Source organism: Saccharopolyspora sp. NPDC000359, assembly GCF_040300525.1.
GTDB lineage: Bacteria > Actinomycetota > Actinomycetes > Mycobacteriales > Pseudonocardiaceae > Saccharopolyspora.
In genome coordinates this window covers 38,749-55,723 of record NZ_JBEPDU010000020.1, presented here as the reverse complement: position 1 = coordinate 55,723, position 16,975 = coordinate 38,749, and the positions used below count along the sequence as shown (strand labels likewise).

Sequence of the window (16,975 nt, the reverse complement as noted above, 5' to 3'; positions counted from 1 at the left end):
GCTCGCACAGGGTTCTGCAACATCGAGAGGCGGTCGAGGAATGAAGCTCAGTGGGAAGGCAGCGGTCATCACCGGGGGAGGTGGTGGCATCGGGCGCGGCATCGCCGCGGCCTTCGTCCGCGAAGGCGCGAACCTCCTGATCGTCGACATCGACGAGTCAGCGGCGACCCGGACGGCCGAGGATCTCGCCGACCTCGCGTCCAGTGCGGGCGGTGGGGTGGTCCCCCTCGCCCGCGACGTCAGCGATCCGTGCGTCGCGGAGGAGATCGCCGCGGCCGCCGCGGACCACTTCGGTGGGGTGGACGTGCTGGTCAACAATGCGCACGCGTCGCGGCAGGCGTCCATCCTGGACCATACCCAGGAGATGTTCGAGCTGTCCTTCAACAGCGGGTTCTTCGCCACCTACCACCTCATGCGGGCCTGCTACCCGTGGTTGCGGGAACGCGGCGGCAGCATCGTCAACTTCGCCTCCGGCGCCGGGCTGAACGGACAGCCCAACCAGGCGTCCTACGCGGCGGCCAAGGAAGCGATCCGCGGGCTGAGCCGGGTGGCCGCGCACGAGTGGGCTCCGGACGGCATCCGGGTGAACCTGGTTTCCCCGATCGCCCGCACGGCCGGGGTGGAGGCCTGGTCGCGGTCGCACCCGGACCAGTACCGGCAGGTGCTGGAGGGGATCCCGCTGAAGCGGATGGGCGACCCGGAGGCCGACATCGCCCCGGTGGTGGTCTTCCTGGCCAGTGACGACAGCCGTTACATGACCGGCCAGACCCTGATGGCGGACGGGGGGACGATCATGCTCCGGTGATGCCAGGCGCTCCCGGCGGGGAGCGGCGGTCTCGCGGAGGCCGGCCCGGTTCACGACCCGGTGCAGGAGGTCGGGGGTTGGGAGTGGGCGAGGAGGCCTGCGGTGAACTCCTGGGCTGCGGGGTGGGAGGCGGCGATGACCTGGCGGTGGTCCGCGCCGGGGAAGACCTCGTAACCGATGGCGGGGGAGCGTTCGCACAGCCGCTCGACCAGGACGTCGGTGCCCGGTTCGGACACGAGCTGGTCCTCCGCGCCCTGCAGGACCAGTGTCGGGACGCGGAGCGCCAAGTGCTCCGGTTCCTGCGACCGCAGGTACGCGGTGAGCCGGGCGAGGTCGGCGCCGTCCCGGAAGACCTGGTCCGCGTGCGTGGCCGCGGCGGCTTCCCGGATGCCGTCCAGGCAGCTCCGGCGCGCCGCGTCCAGCACCGGGCGGGCCTCGTCGTCGAGCAGGTCCTCGGGCACGATTCCGGGGTCCGCGGCGGCCGCTCCGATGAGCATCGTGGGCAGGAACGGCAGCGCTGCGCGGACGCTGTGCTCGTCGTCGGCCCGCTGCTGGAAGTAGGCCGGGGTCTGGCTCGTCTGGTAACCGCCCGGTGCGATGGACACCGCTCCGCGCAGCGACAGCCCCGGCGTCGACTGGTCCTGCGCGGCGGCGAACAGGGCGGCGTGCCCGCCCTGGCTGTGCCCGACCGCGAACCAGTCCGCGCCGACGCCGGGGGCGACGTGGCGGGCCGCGCGGACGATGTCGGCCAGCGAGTTCGCGGCGCTGCGCCCGTTGAGGTACGGGTGCTCGCCGGGGGTGCCGAGGCCCTCGTAGTCGGTCTGCACCACGACGTACCCGGCCGCTGCCCAGCGGTCCAGGGTCTGGTCGGTGAGGCTGACGTAGGAGTGCACCGGGCCGCCCGGCCGGTCGGCGGAGGGGGCGCAGGCGTCAGCGGTGCCGGTGGTGCCGTGCGCCCAGCTGATCACCGGCCACCCCCCGGGCGGGGGCGGCGACGCGGGGATCGAGACCGTCCCGGAGACCGTGATCGGCCTGCCGTGGGCGTCCTCGGAGGTGTAGGTGATCAGCCATTCACCCTGCGCGCTGGGCAGTCGCCGGTGGTCCAGCGGCGCCGAGCTGACCAGGGTTCCGCGGCCCGCGGGTTCCGGGGCGTCACCGGTGCTGGTGGAGCAACCGGAGGCAACCGGGCCGACCACGAGCAGCGCGGCCAGCAGGGCGGTCAGGGACAACCGGTTCACGAGCGTGCCTCCCGGGCGGTCGGGCTTCGACGTCCTGGTAGGCAACCGCGTCGGGCGGTGCTGGTGGTCCGCCGGTCCCACTCACCGGCACGGTCGCAGCGCCCGGCGCGGTGGGCGCTGGTAGTCATGTCCCGCGCGTCCCCCAGGCAGTGGGGGCGCCGCGAAAGGAAAGAGGAGGCAACAACATGGCGCGCCACATCGCCGTGACCGGCTCGGCATCGGGCATCGGCAAGGCACTGGTGGAGATGCTCCAGGAACGGGGTGAGACCACCACCGGCATCGACCGCGACGCCGCGGACGTCACCGCAGACCTGTCCACAGCGGACGGTCGAGCGCGAGCGGTGGCCGAGGTGAGCGAGCGCAGCGGCGGGCAGCTGGACGCGGTGGTCGCGTGTGCGGGCGTTTCGTCGTTCGACCCGATCGCGGTGAGCGTCAACTACTTCGGGGTCGTCCACCTCCTCGAAGGGCTTCGGCCGCTGCTGGCCGCCGCCCCGAATCCGCGGGCCGCGGTGGTCGGTTCGATCGCGGGCACCCAGCCGGCGGAGCAGGCCGTGATCGAGGCCTGCCTGCGCGACGACGAGGCGACGGCGATGGATCGCGCTCGGGCAGCGGTCGACAACGGCACCGGTTCCCGGTTGTACCCGTCGTCGAAGTCGGCCCTCGCGCAGTGGCTTCGCCGCGCCGCGGTGAGCGCGGACTGGGCCGGGGCGGGGATCCCGCTCAACGCCGTGGCGCCGGGTGTGGTCCTCAGCCCGATGACCGTGCCGCTGCTCGCCGACGACGCGATGAAGAAGGTCATGGACAGGGCGGTGCCGATGCCGTTGAACGGGCACGCAGAGCCAGCCGTGATCGCTGCGGCGCTGCGCTGGCTGATCAGTGTGGAGAACACGCACATGACCGGTCAGGTGCTCTACGTCGATGGTGGTGCGGAAGCGACCCTGCGGGGCCCGGAGGTGTTCTAGGGTCGGGTCTCACGCCGTGCGGCGGTGCCGCAGCGGACCGGTTGCCAGGGCGCTGACCAGTGCGGTGGCCCCGCACCCCGCGATGGCGAGGAACGCCAGCACGAAACCGGTCTCGGCGTAGCCGACGCCGGTCTGGGTCGTGCCGGGGAGCAGGAGCAGCACCACCAGCACCTGCGAGCCGATGGAGCTGCCACAGCTGCCGACCAGGTTCAGCATCCCGCCGCTGACGCCCTGGACCTCGGCGGGCACCGCCTGCACGATGATGTTGGGCAGCGCCGCCGACGCGGCCCCGATGCCGACGCCGAACACCAGCTGCGCGAGCAGGACCGCCTCCGGTGCGTCGTGGACCAGGGCCATCAGGACCGCGCCGGCGGTGAGCGCCGAGGCGCCGAAGGCCATCCCGACGCGGGGCCCGCAGCGCCGCGAGACCAACCCGCTCACCGGGCCGGCGACCATCGCCGAGACGCCCGACGCGGCCAGGAACCCGGCCACGCCCAGTGCTGTGGCGCCGAACCCGAAACCCGCCGCAGCGGGGGACATGACGAGCATCGGCACCAGCATCGAGTTGCCGACCAGCGCGAACTGCACGCAGGCGTTGGCCAGCAGCGGCAGGCCGACCCGGCGGCTCGCGAGCAGGTCGATGCGGACCAGCGGTTCGGCTGCCCGCCGCTCGTAGCCGATCCACCCCGCGATCAGCAGCACCCCAGCGATGATCTCGACCAGCGCGAGCCAACCCGCGCTCCCGGCCGTGCCGACACCGCGGAGGAAGGCCAGTGCGCCGAGCCCCAGCAGCGCCGCGCCGACCCAGTCGACCCCGACCCGGAGACGCACCCCGGTTCCCGGGACGAAGCGCCACACCAGCAGCCCCACCACCAGCGCGTAGCCGAGCTGGAACCAGAAGATGCCGCGGAAGGAGAACTGCTCGAGCAGGAGCCCGCTGATGAACGGTCCGATGATGGTGCTCGCGCCCATGCCGGTGCCGATGAAGCCGAGCGCGATCGGGACCAGCCGCGTCGGCAGCACGTCGCGGACCAGCCCGTAGGTCAGCGACAGCACGGCCAGGCCAAGCCCCTGCAGGGCCCGCCCGGTGATCAGCAGCGGAAGCACCGGCGCGATCGCGCACAGCGCGGTGCCGACGGCGAAGACCGCGGTGCAGGCCAGCGCGACCCGCTTCTTCCCGAAGACGTCCCCCAACTTCCCGCACACCGCGAACGAGATCGCGCCGACCAGGGTGACCGCGGTGACGACCCACGAGATGTCCGGTGCGCCGAACGCGGCGGCGATGCTGGACAACGCGGGCGTCACCATCGTGTAGGCCAGGCCGGTGATCTCCACCAACAGGACCAGGAGTGCGGTGATCGCGCAGTTCTGCGCGGTGGACCGCTGCTGGCGGGCGGGTCCACCACCGGCGTCGGCTCCGGCTCGCTCCGGCGTTCGGGGTGACGATGTCATCGGAACTCCTCGTCGAGTCGAGTGACTGGGATCAGCGGAGAACGCGGCAGCAGGGCGGGTTCGGGCGCCGCTCCGGGCACCTCGCCGGTCCGAAAGGGGCGAGCTTCCGGCGGACGCTAGCGATCCGGACCGGGGGTTCGCGGCGAGGTCCCGGACAGCGAGACTGGGTGTCGCGCCCGCTCAGCGGGACCGGCCTGGCACGTCCTGCGCCTTCGCGACCACGCTGCGCGGTGGAGGTGCGGTCGATGGGGAAGCTGACGGGCAAGGTCGCTCTGGTCACCGGGGGCGCGCGGGGGATGGGCGCCAGTCACGTGCGCACGTTCCTCGCCGAGGGGGCCCGGGTCGTCATCGGGGACGTCTCGGTCGAAACCGGTCGAGCGCTGGCCGCGGAGCTCGACGAGGACTGCCGGTTCGTCCGGCACGACGTGACCTCCGCCGAGGACTGGGGCGCGGTCGTGGAGCACACCACCGCCGAGTTCGGCGGGCTGGACGTGCTGGTCAACAACGCGGGCATCCTGCGGTACCAGACCTGGTCGGAGATGGACGTCGCGGACTTCCGACAGGTCCTGGAGGTGAACCTGGTGTCGCAGTGGCTGGGCGTCAAGCACGTCGCCCCGCGGATGAACCGCGGCGGGTCGATCGTGAACATCTCGTCGGTCAACGGCCTCGTCGGCGGAGCCGGGTTCGCCGGGTACAGCGCCAGCAAGTTCGGTGTCCGCGGCCTGACGAGGTCCGCGGCGCTGGAGTTCGGGCCGCGCGGGATCCGCGTCAACTCCGTGCACCCGGGGGGAGTGGCCACGACCATGACCGGCCGCGCCGAGGACGAGCTGGCGGACCAGACCGGGGGTGTGGTGGGACGGCTGCCGATCCCCCGGTTCGCCGCTCCGCAGGAGATCAGCAACATGGTGCTGTTCCTGGCCAGCGACGACTCCAGCTACTGCACCGGAGCCGAGTTCGTGGTGGATGGCGGGATGACCGCGGGCGGCGGTTTCTGATCGCCGGGTGGGGGCCGTGGCGCTGCCTTCGCCGCTGGGTCCCCGAGTGGTTGCCGATCTCCGCTGAGCAGGGGCGCGCGGTGGTCCTCAGCCGTCGGAGCCCTGCTGGCGTCCCTGGGTGCCTCGCTCTTCGGACCGCAGCAGGGCGACCAGGGTGTCGACCAGTTCCTCGACGACCTGGTTCGTGGACGGCGCCCGGTTTCGCCGGGTTGCTGCCGCCAGTTCGCGCTCGTGGTCGGCCAGCACGCGGAAGGCGATGATCGCCATCCACCGGCTGCGCCGCCGGAGCGTGCGGCCGGACAGGTGGGGCAACCGCTTGCGCAGCTCGCGCGCCATGTAGCGCAGCGCCGGTTGCTCGCCCTCGGCTGGTTCCCCGACCTCGTGCCACATCGGGTGGTCCATGACGTTGGCGAGGAACCGCAGGTACCAGGTTCGCTCCCCGGAGCGGTCGATGGTCTCGGCGAGGGGGAGGACGAGCAGCCGAACCAGCGACTCGATGTCGTCGGCGCCCGAGCGCCGGTACTCGGACACGAGCTCCTGCCGCCGCGCGTCGACACCCGGTGAGCGGACGGCGATGATGGCGTGGATCAGTCCTTCCTTGGACCCGAAGTGGTACTGCGCCGCGGAGTTGTTGCGCTGGCCCGCCTGGGCGCCGACGGTGCGCAGGGACACCGCTTCGACGCCGTACTCGGCGATGAGCTCCTCCGCCACGTCGATCATGCGCTCGCGGGCGGACTTCTCGCGGCTCCCCGGCGCTCCCGGACCGGCGGGGCCAGGGGTGGCCCTGGGTTTCGGCGTGCTCACGCGCCCAGGGTAGTCGGACGCGGCCGCACCGCGCCTTGACGTCATTAAGCTACCCGTCTTAACGTGGTCGGGACACTCGTCCCGAAGAGGGGAACCCCCGTGGTCACCAGCTTTCCCGCGAACCAGGAAGCCGCTGCTCGCAAGGCCTTCGGCCTGTTCAACCCCGATCAGGGGCTCCGGATCTTCTCCCGGGACCAGTCCTCCGGGTACGAGCCGATCGTGGTCGAGGCCGCGCCCCGGACCTGGTACATCCAGCCCAGCATGGTCAACGTCGGCCTCTTCGAGACCGACGAGGGCTTGCTGCTGGTCGACACCGGCTGCGCGGGTGACGGCCCCGCCCTCGTCGAGGCGGTCCGGTCGGTCAGCGACAAGCCCCTGCACACCGTGGTGTTCACGCACGGCCACAGCGACCACGCGTTCGGCTTGTGGGCCTTCCTGGAGCAGGGCGAGACCCCGCAGGTCGTCGCCCACGAGAACGTCGCCGCCCACTTCGAGCGGTACATGAAGACCTCGGGATTGCAGGCGCTGATCAACGGGCAGCTCCCCGGGCCGGACGGCAAGCGGTGGGCGCAGGACCCGGAGGACTTCGTCTGGCCCACCCAGGTCTTCCGCGACGAGCTCGAACTCACCATCGGCGGCGAGCGGTTCGTCCTGCGGCACGGCAAGGGCGAGACCGACGACGCGACCTGGGTGTGGGCACCGGATCGGGGGGTGGTCGCCGCGGGCGACCTCGTCACCGGGTACCTGCCGAACGCCGGGAACCCCAGGAAGGTCCAGCGCTACGCCGAGGAGTGGGCGGACGCGGCCGAGGAGATGGCCGACCTGCGCCCGTCGGTGATCATCCCCGGGCACGGTGACCTGGTCACCGGTGCGGCGGCGATCGAGGACGAGCTCCGCACCCTCGCGAAGTACCTCCGGCACATCGTCGACCACGCCCTGCGCGGCCTCAACTCCGGCGTGCTGGCCGACGACATCGTGGAGAGCCTGGCTGTCCCCGACGAGCTCGCGAACCACCCTCGCCTGGTGGCGGTGTACGACAAGCCGCAGTTCATCTGCCGCAACGTCATCCGCCGCTACGCGGGGTGGTGGGACGGCTACCCCGCCAACCTGCTGCCCGCGCCGCGCGCCCAGCAGTGCGCGGAGATCGCCGGTCTGGCCGGAGGCGTGGGCGCACTGGTCGACCGCGCTTGGGAACTCGCCGATGTCGACCTGCGCCTGGCGTGCCACCTCGCCGAGTGGGCCTTCCTCGCCGACCGCGGTGACGAGCACGCCCAAGACGCCTACCAGCGGATCCTGGAGCGCCGGGCCGACGAGGAACCCGCCCTCATGGCGCAGATCGGCCTCCGCGCGAGCGGCCAGTGGGTGGAAGCGGCGAGGTCCGCCGCGCGGGAATGAGGCGCCCGTGCGCGGTTGCCGGTGTGGACGCGTTCGCAGGTGGTTGCCGTCGGGTCCGTCCGGACGATCCGCTTCGGCTTGGCCCTGCATTGGCCACTGAGGCCATGCCGCATGACCTGCTGCGTCAGTGGTCCAACCTGGCCGGGCCGGGTTCCAGGAGGCTCGATGACCGTTGTGGAGCGACGAATCGCACTGCGCGTGCACGCCGATCGTCGAGGCGGGCGTTCTGCCAGCTCGCCGCGGACGCCTGCCGCGGCCGGACCGGTGGAGGCCACCGCGCTTGGGCAACGTGCTCGTGCAGGCGCGAGCGCACGGGGGCTCAGCGACGGGCTCGCGGCGGGCGCTGCTGCGGCAACCCGCGGCTCCGCACCTGACCCCGCCCTCGTCAGGTGCGGTCAGCTGGGGCGCTGCACCGCGTTGGACGCGGTCACCGAAGCGCCCCGGACGGACGTCAGGACGGGTGGGTGCCAATGGCACTCCGCTGTTGGCGGCGTCCCGTGTACCACGCGACTGCGCCGCACAGCAGCGCCATGACGGCGACCGTGATCAGCACGTCCGTCCCGGTCGACACGAAGTAGGAGAGGACCAGTGGGCCGGTGAGCCCGCCCAGCCGGTTGAAGAAGGAGACGGTTCCCGTGGTGCGGCTGCGGTGCCGTTCCTGCGCGAGGTCGGACGCGATGGGGAGGAAGATGCTCGCCATCGAGTTCACCGCGAACAGCGCTGCCGCCAGCATCGCTGCCGCCAGCCAGGAGTACGTCGAGGTGAGGCCGGAAGCCGTGAGCAACAGCAGGATGACCGCCGTGGAGATGCCCATCGTGGACGCCAGCCGGACCGGCCCCAGCTTGCGGTAGCAGAGCGCGAGCACCAGCGCGCACGGCACCATCACCAGCGAGACGACGGTGAGCATTCGGTTCGAGGTCGCTGTCGACAGCCCGGACTCGCGTGCCAGGGTGGGCACCCACGTGGTCAGACCGAAGGTGAGCAACCCGACCATCCCCGCGTACAGCCATTGGAGGCGGACCGTGAAGGCGGAGCTGGGAGCACGGGGCGGCGTGCGGTCTACGTTCGCGGCCACTGCCGAGGCACTGCGTTCAGGGAGGAGCAGGGTGACCATGGCCAGCAGGAGTCCGGTGGGGGCACCGATCAGCCACAGCACCCGCCAGCCGAACGTCGGCTCGAGCCAGAGGGCCGAGCCCGAGGCGACGAGGTAACCGACGGCAGTCGCCACGACGGAGAGCCCCGCGACGATCGGGCCCCGGACCGCCGGTGCGAACAGGTCGGTGAGCACGGCGATCAGCAGCGGAGCCAGCCCGCCCACCGCGATGCCCATGAGGAAGCACATGACGACGTTGCCCGCGAAGGTGGGCATGGTTCCGCACAGGCTCGTCGCGGTGAAGCCCAAGGTGGCGATCAGGTAGGTGTTGCGGCGGCCCACGCGTTCGACGAGCCGACCGGCCACGAGGGCGCCGGTGGCGGTCCCGCTGAGCCCGGCCACGGCAAGCATCGACGCCGTCGCGGCCGGCAAGCCGTACTCCGTTCGCATGCCGGGGATGACGAAACCCAACGTCGCGGTCTTGCTGATGTCGATGGTCAGCGCGGCGGTGGCGACCAGCGCGGTCAGCCGCCGGGAAGTGGCGGAGCCCGCCCCATCCGGTCGGCTGCTCGCGGTCCGCCCCCGGAGCAGTGCGCCGACCACCACGAGGAGGATGCCCATCCCGGCGACGTACATGCCGGGCATCTCCGACATCGGCATGCTGTGGATGGGGTGTCCCGCCATGGGTACACTGTGGACGACCTCGTGAGCGGTCCCGCCGAGCGTCGCGGCTGTTCCGAGCGCCATCACCCAGGCACCTGCCCGAGGTGATGTGTTGAGTGGGTCCTGCGGTCTTCGGTGGTTCGGATCCGCTGTCGACAACGGGCGGTTCGCATCGGCTGCTGACTTGTCATGCATCATGGGTGTCCAAACTCGAATCGTGTTGCGCTGCACGAGCGCTGGGGACGAAGGAATCCGGTGGTGTCGGGCAGGCCGCAACAGTTCTGGTTGGCCGGTCCTCGTCGGGCAGCATCTTCCCGGCCGACAGCGGTTCCGGTGCTGTCGAGGCGAATCCGCGACTACCGCGGACTACACCGACCGTGGCGCGATTCCAGTCATAGTACAGCTGCGGGCGGGAATGGGAAGATCGTTGCGCGCACGCGTTCTCGGCTGCTGCTCAGGTGCGGCAATGCGCAATCGGTGAGAAGTGGGGAACCCCGACGCGTCCTATATTTCCACTCGGCCAGCATCGATGCGCGGGAGGGAGGAGGTGCTCGACCCACCTGGCGACCAGCCCGCTGCCCCAGGCCGGTGAGCGGTAAACGAGGAGCCCGTCGCGTGAGCTTGGAACCACCACCACGACGACCTGTCGATTCCTGATCAGATCAACCAACTGCACTTAGGCGATTCGTGGGGCGGTGTCCGCACGACTGTCCCCGCACGGACAGGGAAGGTGAGGCGAATGGGCTCGATCGGCCTGTGGTTGATCGGAGGACGAGGTTCGGTCGCCACCACGGCGACGACTGGGCTGCTGGCGATGCAGGCGCGGGTGGTGCAGCCGACCGGGTGCGTCAGCGCGCTGCCGCAGTTCGCGTGCGCCGGTCTGGCCGACTGGGACTCCATCGCCGTCGGCGGGCACGACATCGCCGAGGTACCGCTGCGGAAACGGGCTGAGCTCCTGGCCGAGGCCGGCGTCATCCCGCACCGCGTACTCGATGCCGTGGGCGACGGCCTGGCGGACGTGGAATCCGAACTCCGGCCCGGTTACCACCCGGCGACCCATGCGGGTTCGCAGGCCGGTGCCGCACGACGGCTCGCCGAGGACCTGCGCGCGTTCAGGCAGCGACGTGGGCTGGACGAGGTCGTGGTCATCAACGTCGCCTCGACCGAAGCAGCCTTCCCCCGGCTGCCCGGGCACGAGACGCTGGAAGCGCTTGAGGAAGCCATCGCGGAACCCGGCCGCACGGTGCTCCCGCCCAGCTCTGTCGCCGCCTACGCGGCGTTCCAGGCCGGCTGTTCGTTCGTGGACTTCACACCGTCGTTGGGGGCCCGTGTGCCGGCGCTTTACGAGCTCGCAGTGCGGCGGGGACTGCCTTACGCGGGGGCCGACGGCAAGACCGGCGAGACGCTGCTGCGCAGCACGCTTGCGCCCATGTTCACAACACGGGCACTGACGGTGCGCTCGTGGGCGGGGACGAACCTGCTCGGCGGCGGGGACGGGCAGACCCTGGCCGACGCCGAGCGCGCGAGCAGCAAGCTCTCGTCGAAGGAACGAGGTCTCGTGGCGCTGCTCGGCGGCGAGGTCACCGCACCGCTGCACATCGACAACGTGCCACACCTCGGCGAGCAGAAGATCGCCTGGGACCACATGTCCTTCGAAGGGTTCCTCGGCGCGCGCATGAGCCTGCAGTTCACCTGGACCGGGTACGACTCGGCGCTGGCCGCGCCACTTGTCCTCGACCTCGCGCGGTTCACCGCCGCCGCGAGCGCAGCCGGCCAGCGCGGTCCGCTGCCGTCCCTGGCGTTCTTCTTCAAGGACCCCGTCGGCTCCGACGAGCACCGGTTGGCCGAACAATTCCAGCTGCTGGTCGAGTGGGCGGGGGACCTGTGAGCAACGGATCTGACGCAACCGGCGCTGACCAGCGGCGAGTGCCCGGGGCGCCGGTGCTCGAGAGGACCTCCCGCAACGGACCGCTCGCTGCGGTTGGGCCCTACCTCCAGCTAGTGCGGGCACCCGCAGTGCTCACCGTCCTCGGCGACACAGTCGCCGGAGCCGCCGCGGCGGGAGCGCCCCTCCGCGGGCGGCGCTGGGCGTTGACGGCGAGTTCAGCCGCCTTGTACTGGGCGGGGATGGCCATCAACGACTGGGCCGACCGCGAGGTTGACGCGAGCGAGCGACCAGAGCGGCCGATCCCCTCGGGGCAGGTGGGTGCTGGTGCGGCCCTTGCCACCGGGGCTGCGCTCTGCGCCGCCGGACTTGGGCTGGCATGGCTCGGAGGAGGGCGTCGGGCAGCTGGGGTCGCAGCACTGCTCGTCGGTTCGATCTGGGGCTACGACACGGTGCTGAAGGCAACCCCGGCCGGTCCGCTCGGCATGGCAGCGTGCAGGGTGCTGGACGTCCTCCTCGGCGCGGGTTCCGGTTGGCGCGCAGCCGTGCCGACGGCCGCAGCGCTGGGCGCGCACACGCTCGGCGTCACCGCGTTGTCGAGTGGCGAGGTGCACGGCGGCTCACCTGCGACGGCTCGCGCGGCTTTGGTGGGGACCGCGGTGTCCGCCGGTCTGGTTGCCGGCGGCAGACGCCTCCCCTTGAGTCGGGGGCTCGTGGCGCTCGGATTCGGCGCTGCCTACGGGGTGACCGTCGGCCGGGCCCAGCACGCTGCGGTCCACCGACCCTCCGCGGCCCAGGTCCGCGCCGCGACGGTGGCGGGGATCCACGGCATGATCCCGCTGCAGGCGGGCCTGGCCGCCCGACATGGCGCCGTCCGCGCGGCGGCCGTGCTCGCGCTGGCGCTGCCGCTGGCGAGGAAGCTCGGTCGGAAGGTGAGCCCCACATGAGCGCGCTTCGCTTCGGCTACGGCACCAACGGGTTCGCCAACCATCGGCTTGACGATGCCCTCGGCTTGCTCGCTGACCTGGGGTACGACGGCGTCGCCCTGACCCTCGACCACGCCCATCTGGACCCGTTCGCACCTGGTGCTGCTGCGGAGGCCGACCGCGTGCGCCGACGGCTCGAACAACTCGGGCTCGGGGTCGTGGTGGAGACCGGTGCGCGGTACCTGCTCGACCCGTGGCGGAAGCACGAACCGACCCTGGTCTCCGACCAGCCGGGGCCGCGGGTCGACTTCCTGCGTGCGGCAGCACGCATCGCGGCCGACCTGGGGGCCGAGTGCGTTTCGTTCTGGTCCGGTGTCGCGCCGGCCGACCTGGGCGCCGCGGACGGCTGGCAGCGGATGCTCGATGGCGTGGCTGCTGTCCTGGCGGACACGCCCGTGCGCTTCGCGCTCGAACCGGAACCAGGGCACTTCGTGCAGCACCTCGAACAGGCGCTGCGGTTGTGGACCGACCTCGGGTCGCCTGCCGCGCTCGGCATCACGCTCGACGTCGGTCACTGCGTGGCAGTCGAGCCGTCGAGCGCGGCGCAGTGCATCCGCGAAGCCGGCGAACTGCTGTTCAACGTGCAGCTCGACGACATGCGCCCCGGTGTCCACGAGCACCTCGAGTTCGGGAACGGGCAGCTCGACCTGCCAGGGACGCTGGAGGCACTGGTCGAGATCGGTTACACCGGGCTCGCCGCGGTCGAGCTGCCCAGGCACAGCCACGCGGCGCCGGACGTCGCACGGCGCAGCCTCGCCGCGTTGCGCGCCGCGGACTGGCTTGCCGACGCGGGGCGTGCGGTGCGTGCGGACCCGACCCGGATCCGCACGCTGTTCTCGGTGGTCGGTCGCAAGGCGGGACGATCGCCGCTCGACGTCACCGGGCTCGTCCACGGCACCGTCGACGACCACGCGCGCGTGCGGTTGCTGGCCTCGATGGAGCCCGGCGACCTCGCCGCCGAAGTCGCCGACCTTTACCACCACGGCGATGGTGCCGAGCGCAGAGCAGTGCTGCGCGGCTTGCACCTGTTGCCCGAGGAGGCCGTGCCGACCGGGCTGGCGCTGGTCGAGGACGGTCTGCGCGCCAACGACCTCGGGCTCCTCGCCGCTGCGCTCGGCCCGTTCGCCGCTGCGCACCTCGACCCCCGGTCGTGGCGGCACGGAGTGCTGAAGTGCCTGTTCACCGGCGTACCCGTCGCGGCAGTGACCGGGCTGGCCGACCGCGTGGACGGCGAGCTGATCCGGATGGTCATCGACTACGCCGACGAGCGGCGGGCGGCTGGCCGACCAGTGCCCACCGACGTCGACCTGATCCTGCGGGAGGCGGACGCGACATGAAGATCTTCGACCCGCACGTGCACATGACGTCCCGGACGACGAACGACTACGAGGTGATGCGCTCTGCCGGGGTGCGGGCGCTCGTCGAGCCCGCGTTCTGGCTCGGACAACCCCGCACCGGGGTGAGCACCTTCACCGACTACTTCGACGGCCTCGTCGGTTGGGAACGCTTCCGCGCGGCGCAGTTCGGCGTCGCGCACCACTGCGCGATCGCGCTCAACCCCAAGGAGGCCAACGACCCCCGCTGCGCGGGTGTGCTCGACGTGCTGCCGCGGTACCTGGCCAAGGACGGCGTGGTCGCGGTCGGCGAGGTCGGGTTCGACTCGGTGACCACAGCCGAGGAGCAGGCGTTCGCGCAGCAGCTGGAACTGGCCATTGAGCACGACCTGCCCGTGCTGGTGCACACGCCGCACCGCGACAAGCTGGCCGGCACGAAGCGGACCCTCGACGTGGTCCGCGAGTCCGGGATCGCGCCTGAGCGGGTGGTGATCGACCACCTCAATGAGACGACGGTGGGCCTGGTCGCGGATTCCGGCTGCTGGATGGGCTTCTCCATCTACCCGGACACGAAGATGGGGGAGCTCCGCATGGTCTCGATCCTGGCGGAGTACGGCACCGGCCGGGTGCTGGTCAACTCGGCTGCGGACTGGGGCAAGTCCGATCCGCTCACCACCAGACGGACCGGGGACGCGATGCTCGAAGGCGGATTCAGCCAGTCCGATGTCGACCGGGTGCTGTGGGACAACCCCGTGGAGTTCTACGGCCAGAGCGGAAGGTTGATGCTCGACGACGAACCCCCGACCGCAGAGGCCTTCGCTGGTAACTCGGTGCTGCGCGGGGAGCGGGTATGATGCTCTCGTACTGCACCAACGTGCACCCGGCAGAAGACCTCGACGGCATCCTCGCCCAGCTCGACGCCTACGCGGTGCCGGTGCGGGAGGACTTCGGCGCTGACCGGCTCGGGGTCGGGCTGTGGTTGGCGGCGAACGTGGCGTCGGGCCTCGCAGCCGACCGGCCGGCCCGGTTGAAGCTCCGCGACGAGCTGGCCGCACGCGGGCTCGCCGTGCAGACGCTGAACGCGTTCCCCTACCGGGGCTTCCACGCCGAGGTCGTCAAGCACGCCGTCTACGAGCCGAATTGGGCTGATGCCCGCCGGGTCGAGTACACGGCGGACTGCATCGAAGTGCTCGGCGACCTGCTTGCCGACGATGCGGCCTACGGCAGCATCTCGACGCTGCCACTCGCCTGGCGAGCACCGTGGGGAGTGTCCCAGGACGAGCGCGCCCGCCTCGCGTTCGACGAGGTCGCAGGGGTGCTGAGGAAGGCGCTCGCGCGCCAGTCGCGGCCGATCAGGCTCGCCGTCGAACCCGAGCCCGGGTGCGTGCTCGACACGGTCGACGACGCAGTGAGCTGGCTCGCCCGGCGCGTCGACCCGGAGCACATCGGGCTCTGCCTGGACACGTGCCACCTGGCGGTGTCGTTCGCCGACCCCGCCGATGCCATCGCGCGGGTGTACGACGCGGGATTGAGCGTGGTGAAGGTGCAAGCCTCTGCGGCGTTGCACGTCGAAGAGCCGGGCTCGGACGAAGCGCGCGCCGCACTCGCCGAGTTCGCCGAACCGCGGTACCTGCACCAGGTCCGGGAACTCACGCCGACCGGTGCGGTGCTGGCAGCCGACGACCTCCCGGAGGCGTTCGAAACGCTGCCGGCGGACGGGCCCTGGCGGGTGCACTTCCACGTTCCGCTCCACGCGCGCCCGGAAGCGCCGCTGGCCACTACCACTGACGTGCTCACCGCTGGTGTCGCCGCGCTCGCGGCGCGCGGCGAGGTCCCGCACGTCGAGGTCGAGACCTACACCTGGGACGTCCTGCCCACCAGCCGTCGGCGAGATGTCGCGGCCGGCATCGCCAGCGAACTGGCCTGGGCGGACACCGCGCTCGCCGGCATCGAGGAGGCACGGTGACGAAGCTGCTCGTGATCGATGTGGTGGGCATGACCCCGGCGCTCCTGCAGCACATGCCGAACCTCGCATCCCTGGCTGATCAGGGTTGGCAGGCCGAGCTGGGCACCGTCCTGCCCGCGGTGACGTGCAGCGCGCAGTCGACGTTCCTCACCGGGCGGATGCCCGCCGAGCACGGCATCGTCGGCAACGGCTGGTACTTCCGCGACCTCGGGGAGATCTACCTGTGGCGCCAGCACAACCAACTCGTGCGTGGCGAGAAGGTGTGGGAGACCGCACGCCGCGTACAGCGCGACTACGTCGCGGCGAACGTCTGCTGGTGGTACGCGATGGGCGCGACCACCGACTTCACCGTCACACCGCGTCCGGTCTACCACGCTGACGGGCGCAAGTCGCCCGACTGCTACGCCCGACCGCCGGCACTGCACGACGAACTGACCGCTGAGCTCGGTCCCTTCCCCCTGTTCCACTACTGGGGACCCACGGCGTCGATCGCGTCGACGAAGTGGATCGTCGCCGCGTCGCGCCGCCTGCTGCGCACCGAGCGTCCCGACCTGCACCTGGTGTACGTACCGCACCTCGACTACGACCTCCAGCGCTTCGGTCCGCACGCGCCGGAGGCGGCGCTCGCGGCTCGTGCGGTCGATGCCGAGTTGAAGCCGCTGCTCGACGAGGCCGAAGAAGCCGAGTACGCGGTCGTCGCGCTGTCGGAATACGGCATCACCGCCGTCGACACGCCTGTCGACATCAACCGCGCATTGCGCGGGGACGGGTTGTTGGAGGTCTACGCGCAGCACGGGATGGAGTACCTCGACCCGTGGGCGTCGCGAGCGTTCGCCGTTGCCGACCACCAGGTGGCGCACGTGTACGTCGCTGATGAGCGGGACGTCCCGCGGGTGCGCGACCTGGTCGCGGAGCTGGCCGGTGTGGACGAAGTCCTCGACCGGGCTGCGCAAGCGCGGTACGGGCTCGACCACGAGCGCGCGGGCGAGCTGGTCGCCGTCGCGGAGCCGCGCGCGTGGTTCACCTACTACTACTGGCTCGACGAGGCCCGACGGCCCGACTTCGCCAAGGGAGTCGATATCCACCGAAAACCCGGCTACGACCCGGCCGAGCTGTTGTTCGACCCGGCCGATCCACTGGTCAAGGTCAAGGCTGGGGCGAACCTGGTGCGCAAGAAGGCGGGGCTGCGCTACGCGATGAACGTCGTGCCGACCGATCCACGCCACGTGCGGGGTTCGCACGGTCGGTTGCCGGACAGCGCGGCTGACGGCCCGGTGCTGCTCTGCTCAGTCCCTGCTGGGGCGTCGGCTGCTGATGGCCACCGGCGACTGGCCGGCACCGCGGTCCGTGACCTGCTGCTGCGGCTGCAGGGCATTCGAGCGGGTGCCCGGTCATGA

14 protein-coding genes are annotated in these 16,975 nt (G+C 71.4%); 10 read left to right on the top strand and 4 right to left on the bottom strand.

From position 1 onward, the window contains the following. The first annotated feature begins 40 nt into the window (after positions 1-40). Entirely contained in the window at positions 41-805 is a 765-nt protein-coding gene (locus tag ABT324_RS15255; RefSeq protein WP_351176696.1) for an SDR family NAD(P)-dependent oxidoreductase, read from the top strand. 50 nt (positions 806-855) lie between these two features. Here the strand turns inward: ABT324_RS15255 and ABT324_RS15250 are convergent, their stop codons facing one another. Beyond that, positions 856-2,043, bottom strand: coding sequence for an alpha/beta hydrolase family protein (locus ABT324_RS15250; protein WP_351176693.1), 1,188 nt, complete (start codon positions 2,041-2,043; stop codon positions 856-858). A gap of 185 nt (positions 2,044-2,228) precedes the next feature. Between ABT324_RS15250 and ABT324_RS15245 the strand changes: the two genes are divergently transcribed. Beyond that, complete coding sequence (locus tag ABT324_RS15245) at positions 2,229-3,005, top strand: SDR family oxidoreductase (RefSeq protein ID WP_351176690.1); 777 nt, start codon at positions 2,229-2,231, stop codon at positions 3,003-3,005. 9 nt (positions 3,006-3,014) lie between these two features. Here ABT324_RS15245 and ABT324_RS15240 read toward each other — a convergent pair whose 3' ends face one another. Then, complete coding sequence (locus tag ABT324_RS15240) at positions 3,015-4,457, bottom strand: MFS transporter (RefSeq protein ID WP_351176687.1); 1,443 nt, start codon at positions 4,455-4,457, stop codon at positions 3,015-3,017. A 245-nt stretch (positions 4,458-4,702) separates the two neighbouring features. Between ABT324_RS15240 and ABT324_RS15235 the strand changes: the two genes are divergently transcribed. After that, a complete protein-coding gene (locus ABT324_RS15235; protein ID WP_351176684.1) occupies positions 4,703-5,452 on the top strand; it encodes an SDR family NAD(P)-dependent oxidoreductase in 750 nt (249 codons plus the stop codon). Positions 5,453-5,539: 87 nt separating this feature from the next. Here ABT324_RS15235 and ABT324_RS15230 read toward each other — a convergent pair whose 3' ends face one another. After that, the gene (locus tag ABT324_RS15230) at positions 5,540-6,256 is read right to left on the bottom strand and encodes a TetR family transcriptional regulator (protein ID WP_351176681.1); all 717 of its coding nucleotides are present in this window, start codon (positions 6,254-6,256) and stop codon (positions 5,540-5,542) included. Between the two features lie 99 nt (positions 6,257-6,355). Here ABT324_RS15230 and ABT324_RS15225 point away from each other — a divergent pair, with 99 nt between their 5' ends. After that, positions 6,356-7,651, top strand: coding sequence for an MBL fold metallo-hydrolase (locus tag ABT324_RS15225; RefSeq protein ID WP_351176678.1), 1,296 nt, complete (start codon positions 6,356-6,358; stop codon positions 7,649-7,651). Positions 7,652-8,102: 451 nt separating this feature from the next. Here ABT324_RS15225 and ABT324_RS15220 read toward each other — a convergent pair whose 3' ends face one another. Beyond that, complete coding sequence (locus ABT324_RS15220; protein ID WP_351176675.1) at positions 8,103-9,428, bottom strand: MFS transporter; 1,326 nt, start codon at positions 9,426-9,428, stop codon at positions 8,103-8,105. Between the two features lie 718 nt (positions 9,429-10,146). Between ABT324_RS15220 and ABT324_RS15215 the strand changes: the two genes are divergently transcribed. The 6 genes from ABT324_RS15215 (at position 10,147) to ABT324_RS15190 (ending at position 16,975) form a co-directional block, all read left to right on the top strand. After that, the gene (locus tag ABT324_RS15215) at positions 10,147-11,295 is read left to right on the top strand and encodes an inositol-3-phosphate synthase (protein ID WP_351176672.1); all 1,149 of its coding nucleotides are present in this window, start codon (positions 10,147-10,149) and stop codon (positions 11,293-11,295) included. A gap of 113 nt (positions 11,296-11,408) precedes the next feature. Then, positions 11,409-12,239 (top strand): SCO3242 family prenyltransferase, encoded by an 831-nt coding sequence (locus ABT324_RS15210; protein WP_351176669.1) that lies wholly within the window; start codon positions 11,409-11,411, stop codon positions 12,237-12,239. Continuing rightward, complete coding sequence (locus ABT324_RS15205) at positions 12,236-13,615, top strand: EboA domain-containing protein (protein WP_351176666.1); 1,380 nt, start codon at positions 12,236-12,238, stop codon at positions 13,613-13,615. The genes ABT324_RS15210 and ABT324_RS15205 overlap by 4 nt, the downstream gene beginning before the upstream one ends. Continuing rightward, positions 13,612-14,466: a TatD family hydrolase gene (locus ABT324_RS15200; protein ID WP_351176663.1), complete on the top strand. Its 855-nt coding sequence runs from the start codon at positions 13,612-13,614 to the stop codon at positions 14,464-14,466. Before ABT324_RS15205 ends, ABT324_RS15200 begins: the two co-directional genes overlap by 4 nt. Next, on the top strand, positions 14,466-15,578 hold the full coding sequence (gene eboE / locus ABT324_RS15195) for a metabolite traffic protein EboE (RefSeq protein WP_351176823.1): 1,113 nt from the start codon (positions 14,466-14,468) through the stop codon (positions 15,576-15,578). Before ABT324_RS15200 ends, eboE begins: the two co-directional genes overlap by 1 nt. Then, positions 15,575-16,975, top strand: a complete 1,401-nt coding sequence (locus ABT324_RS15190) for an alkaline phosphatase family protein (protein WP_351176660.1) — start codon at positions 15,575-15,577, stop codon at positions 16,973-16,975. The genes eboE and ABT324_RS15190 overlap by 4 nt, the downstream gene beginning before the upstream one ends.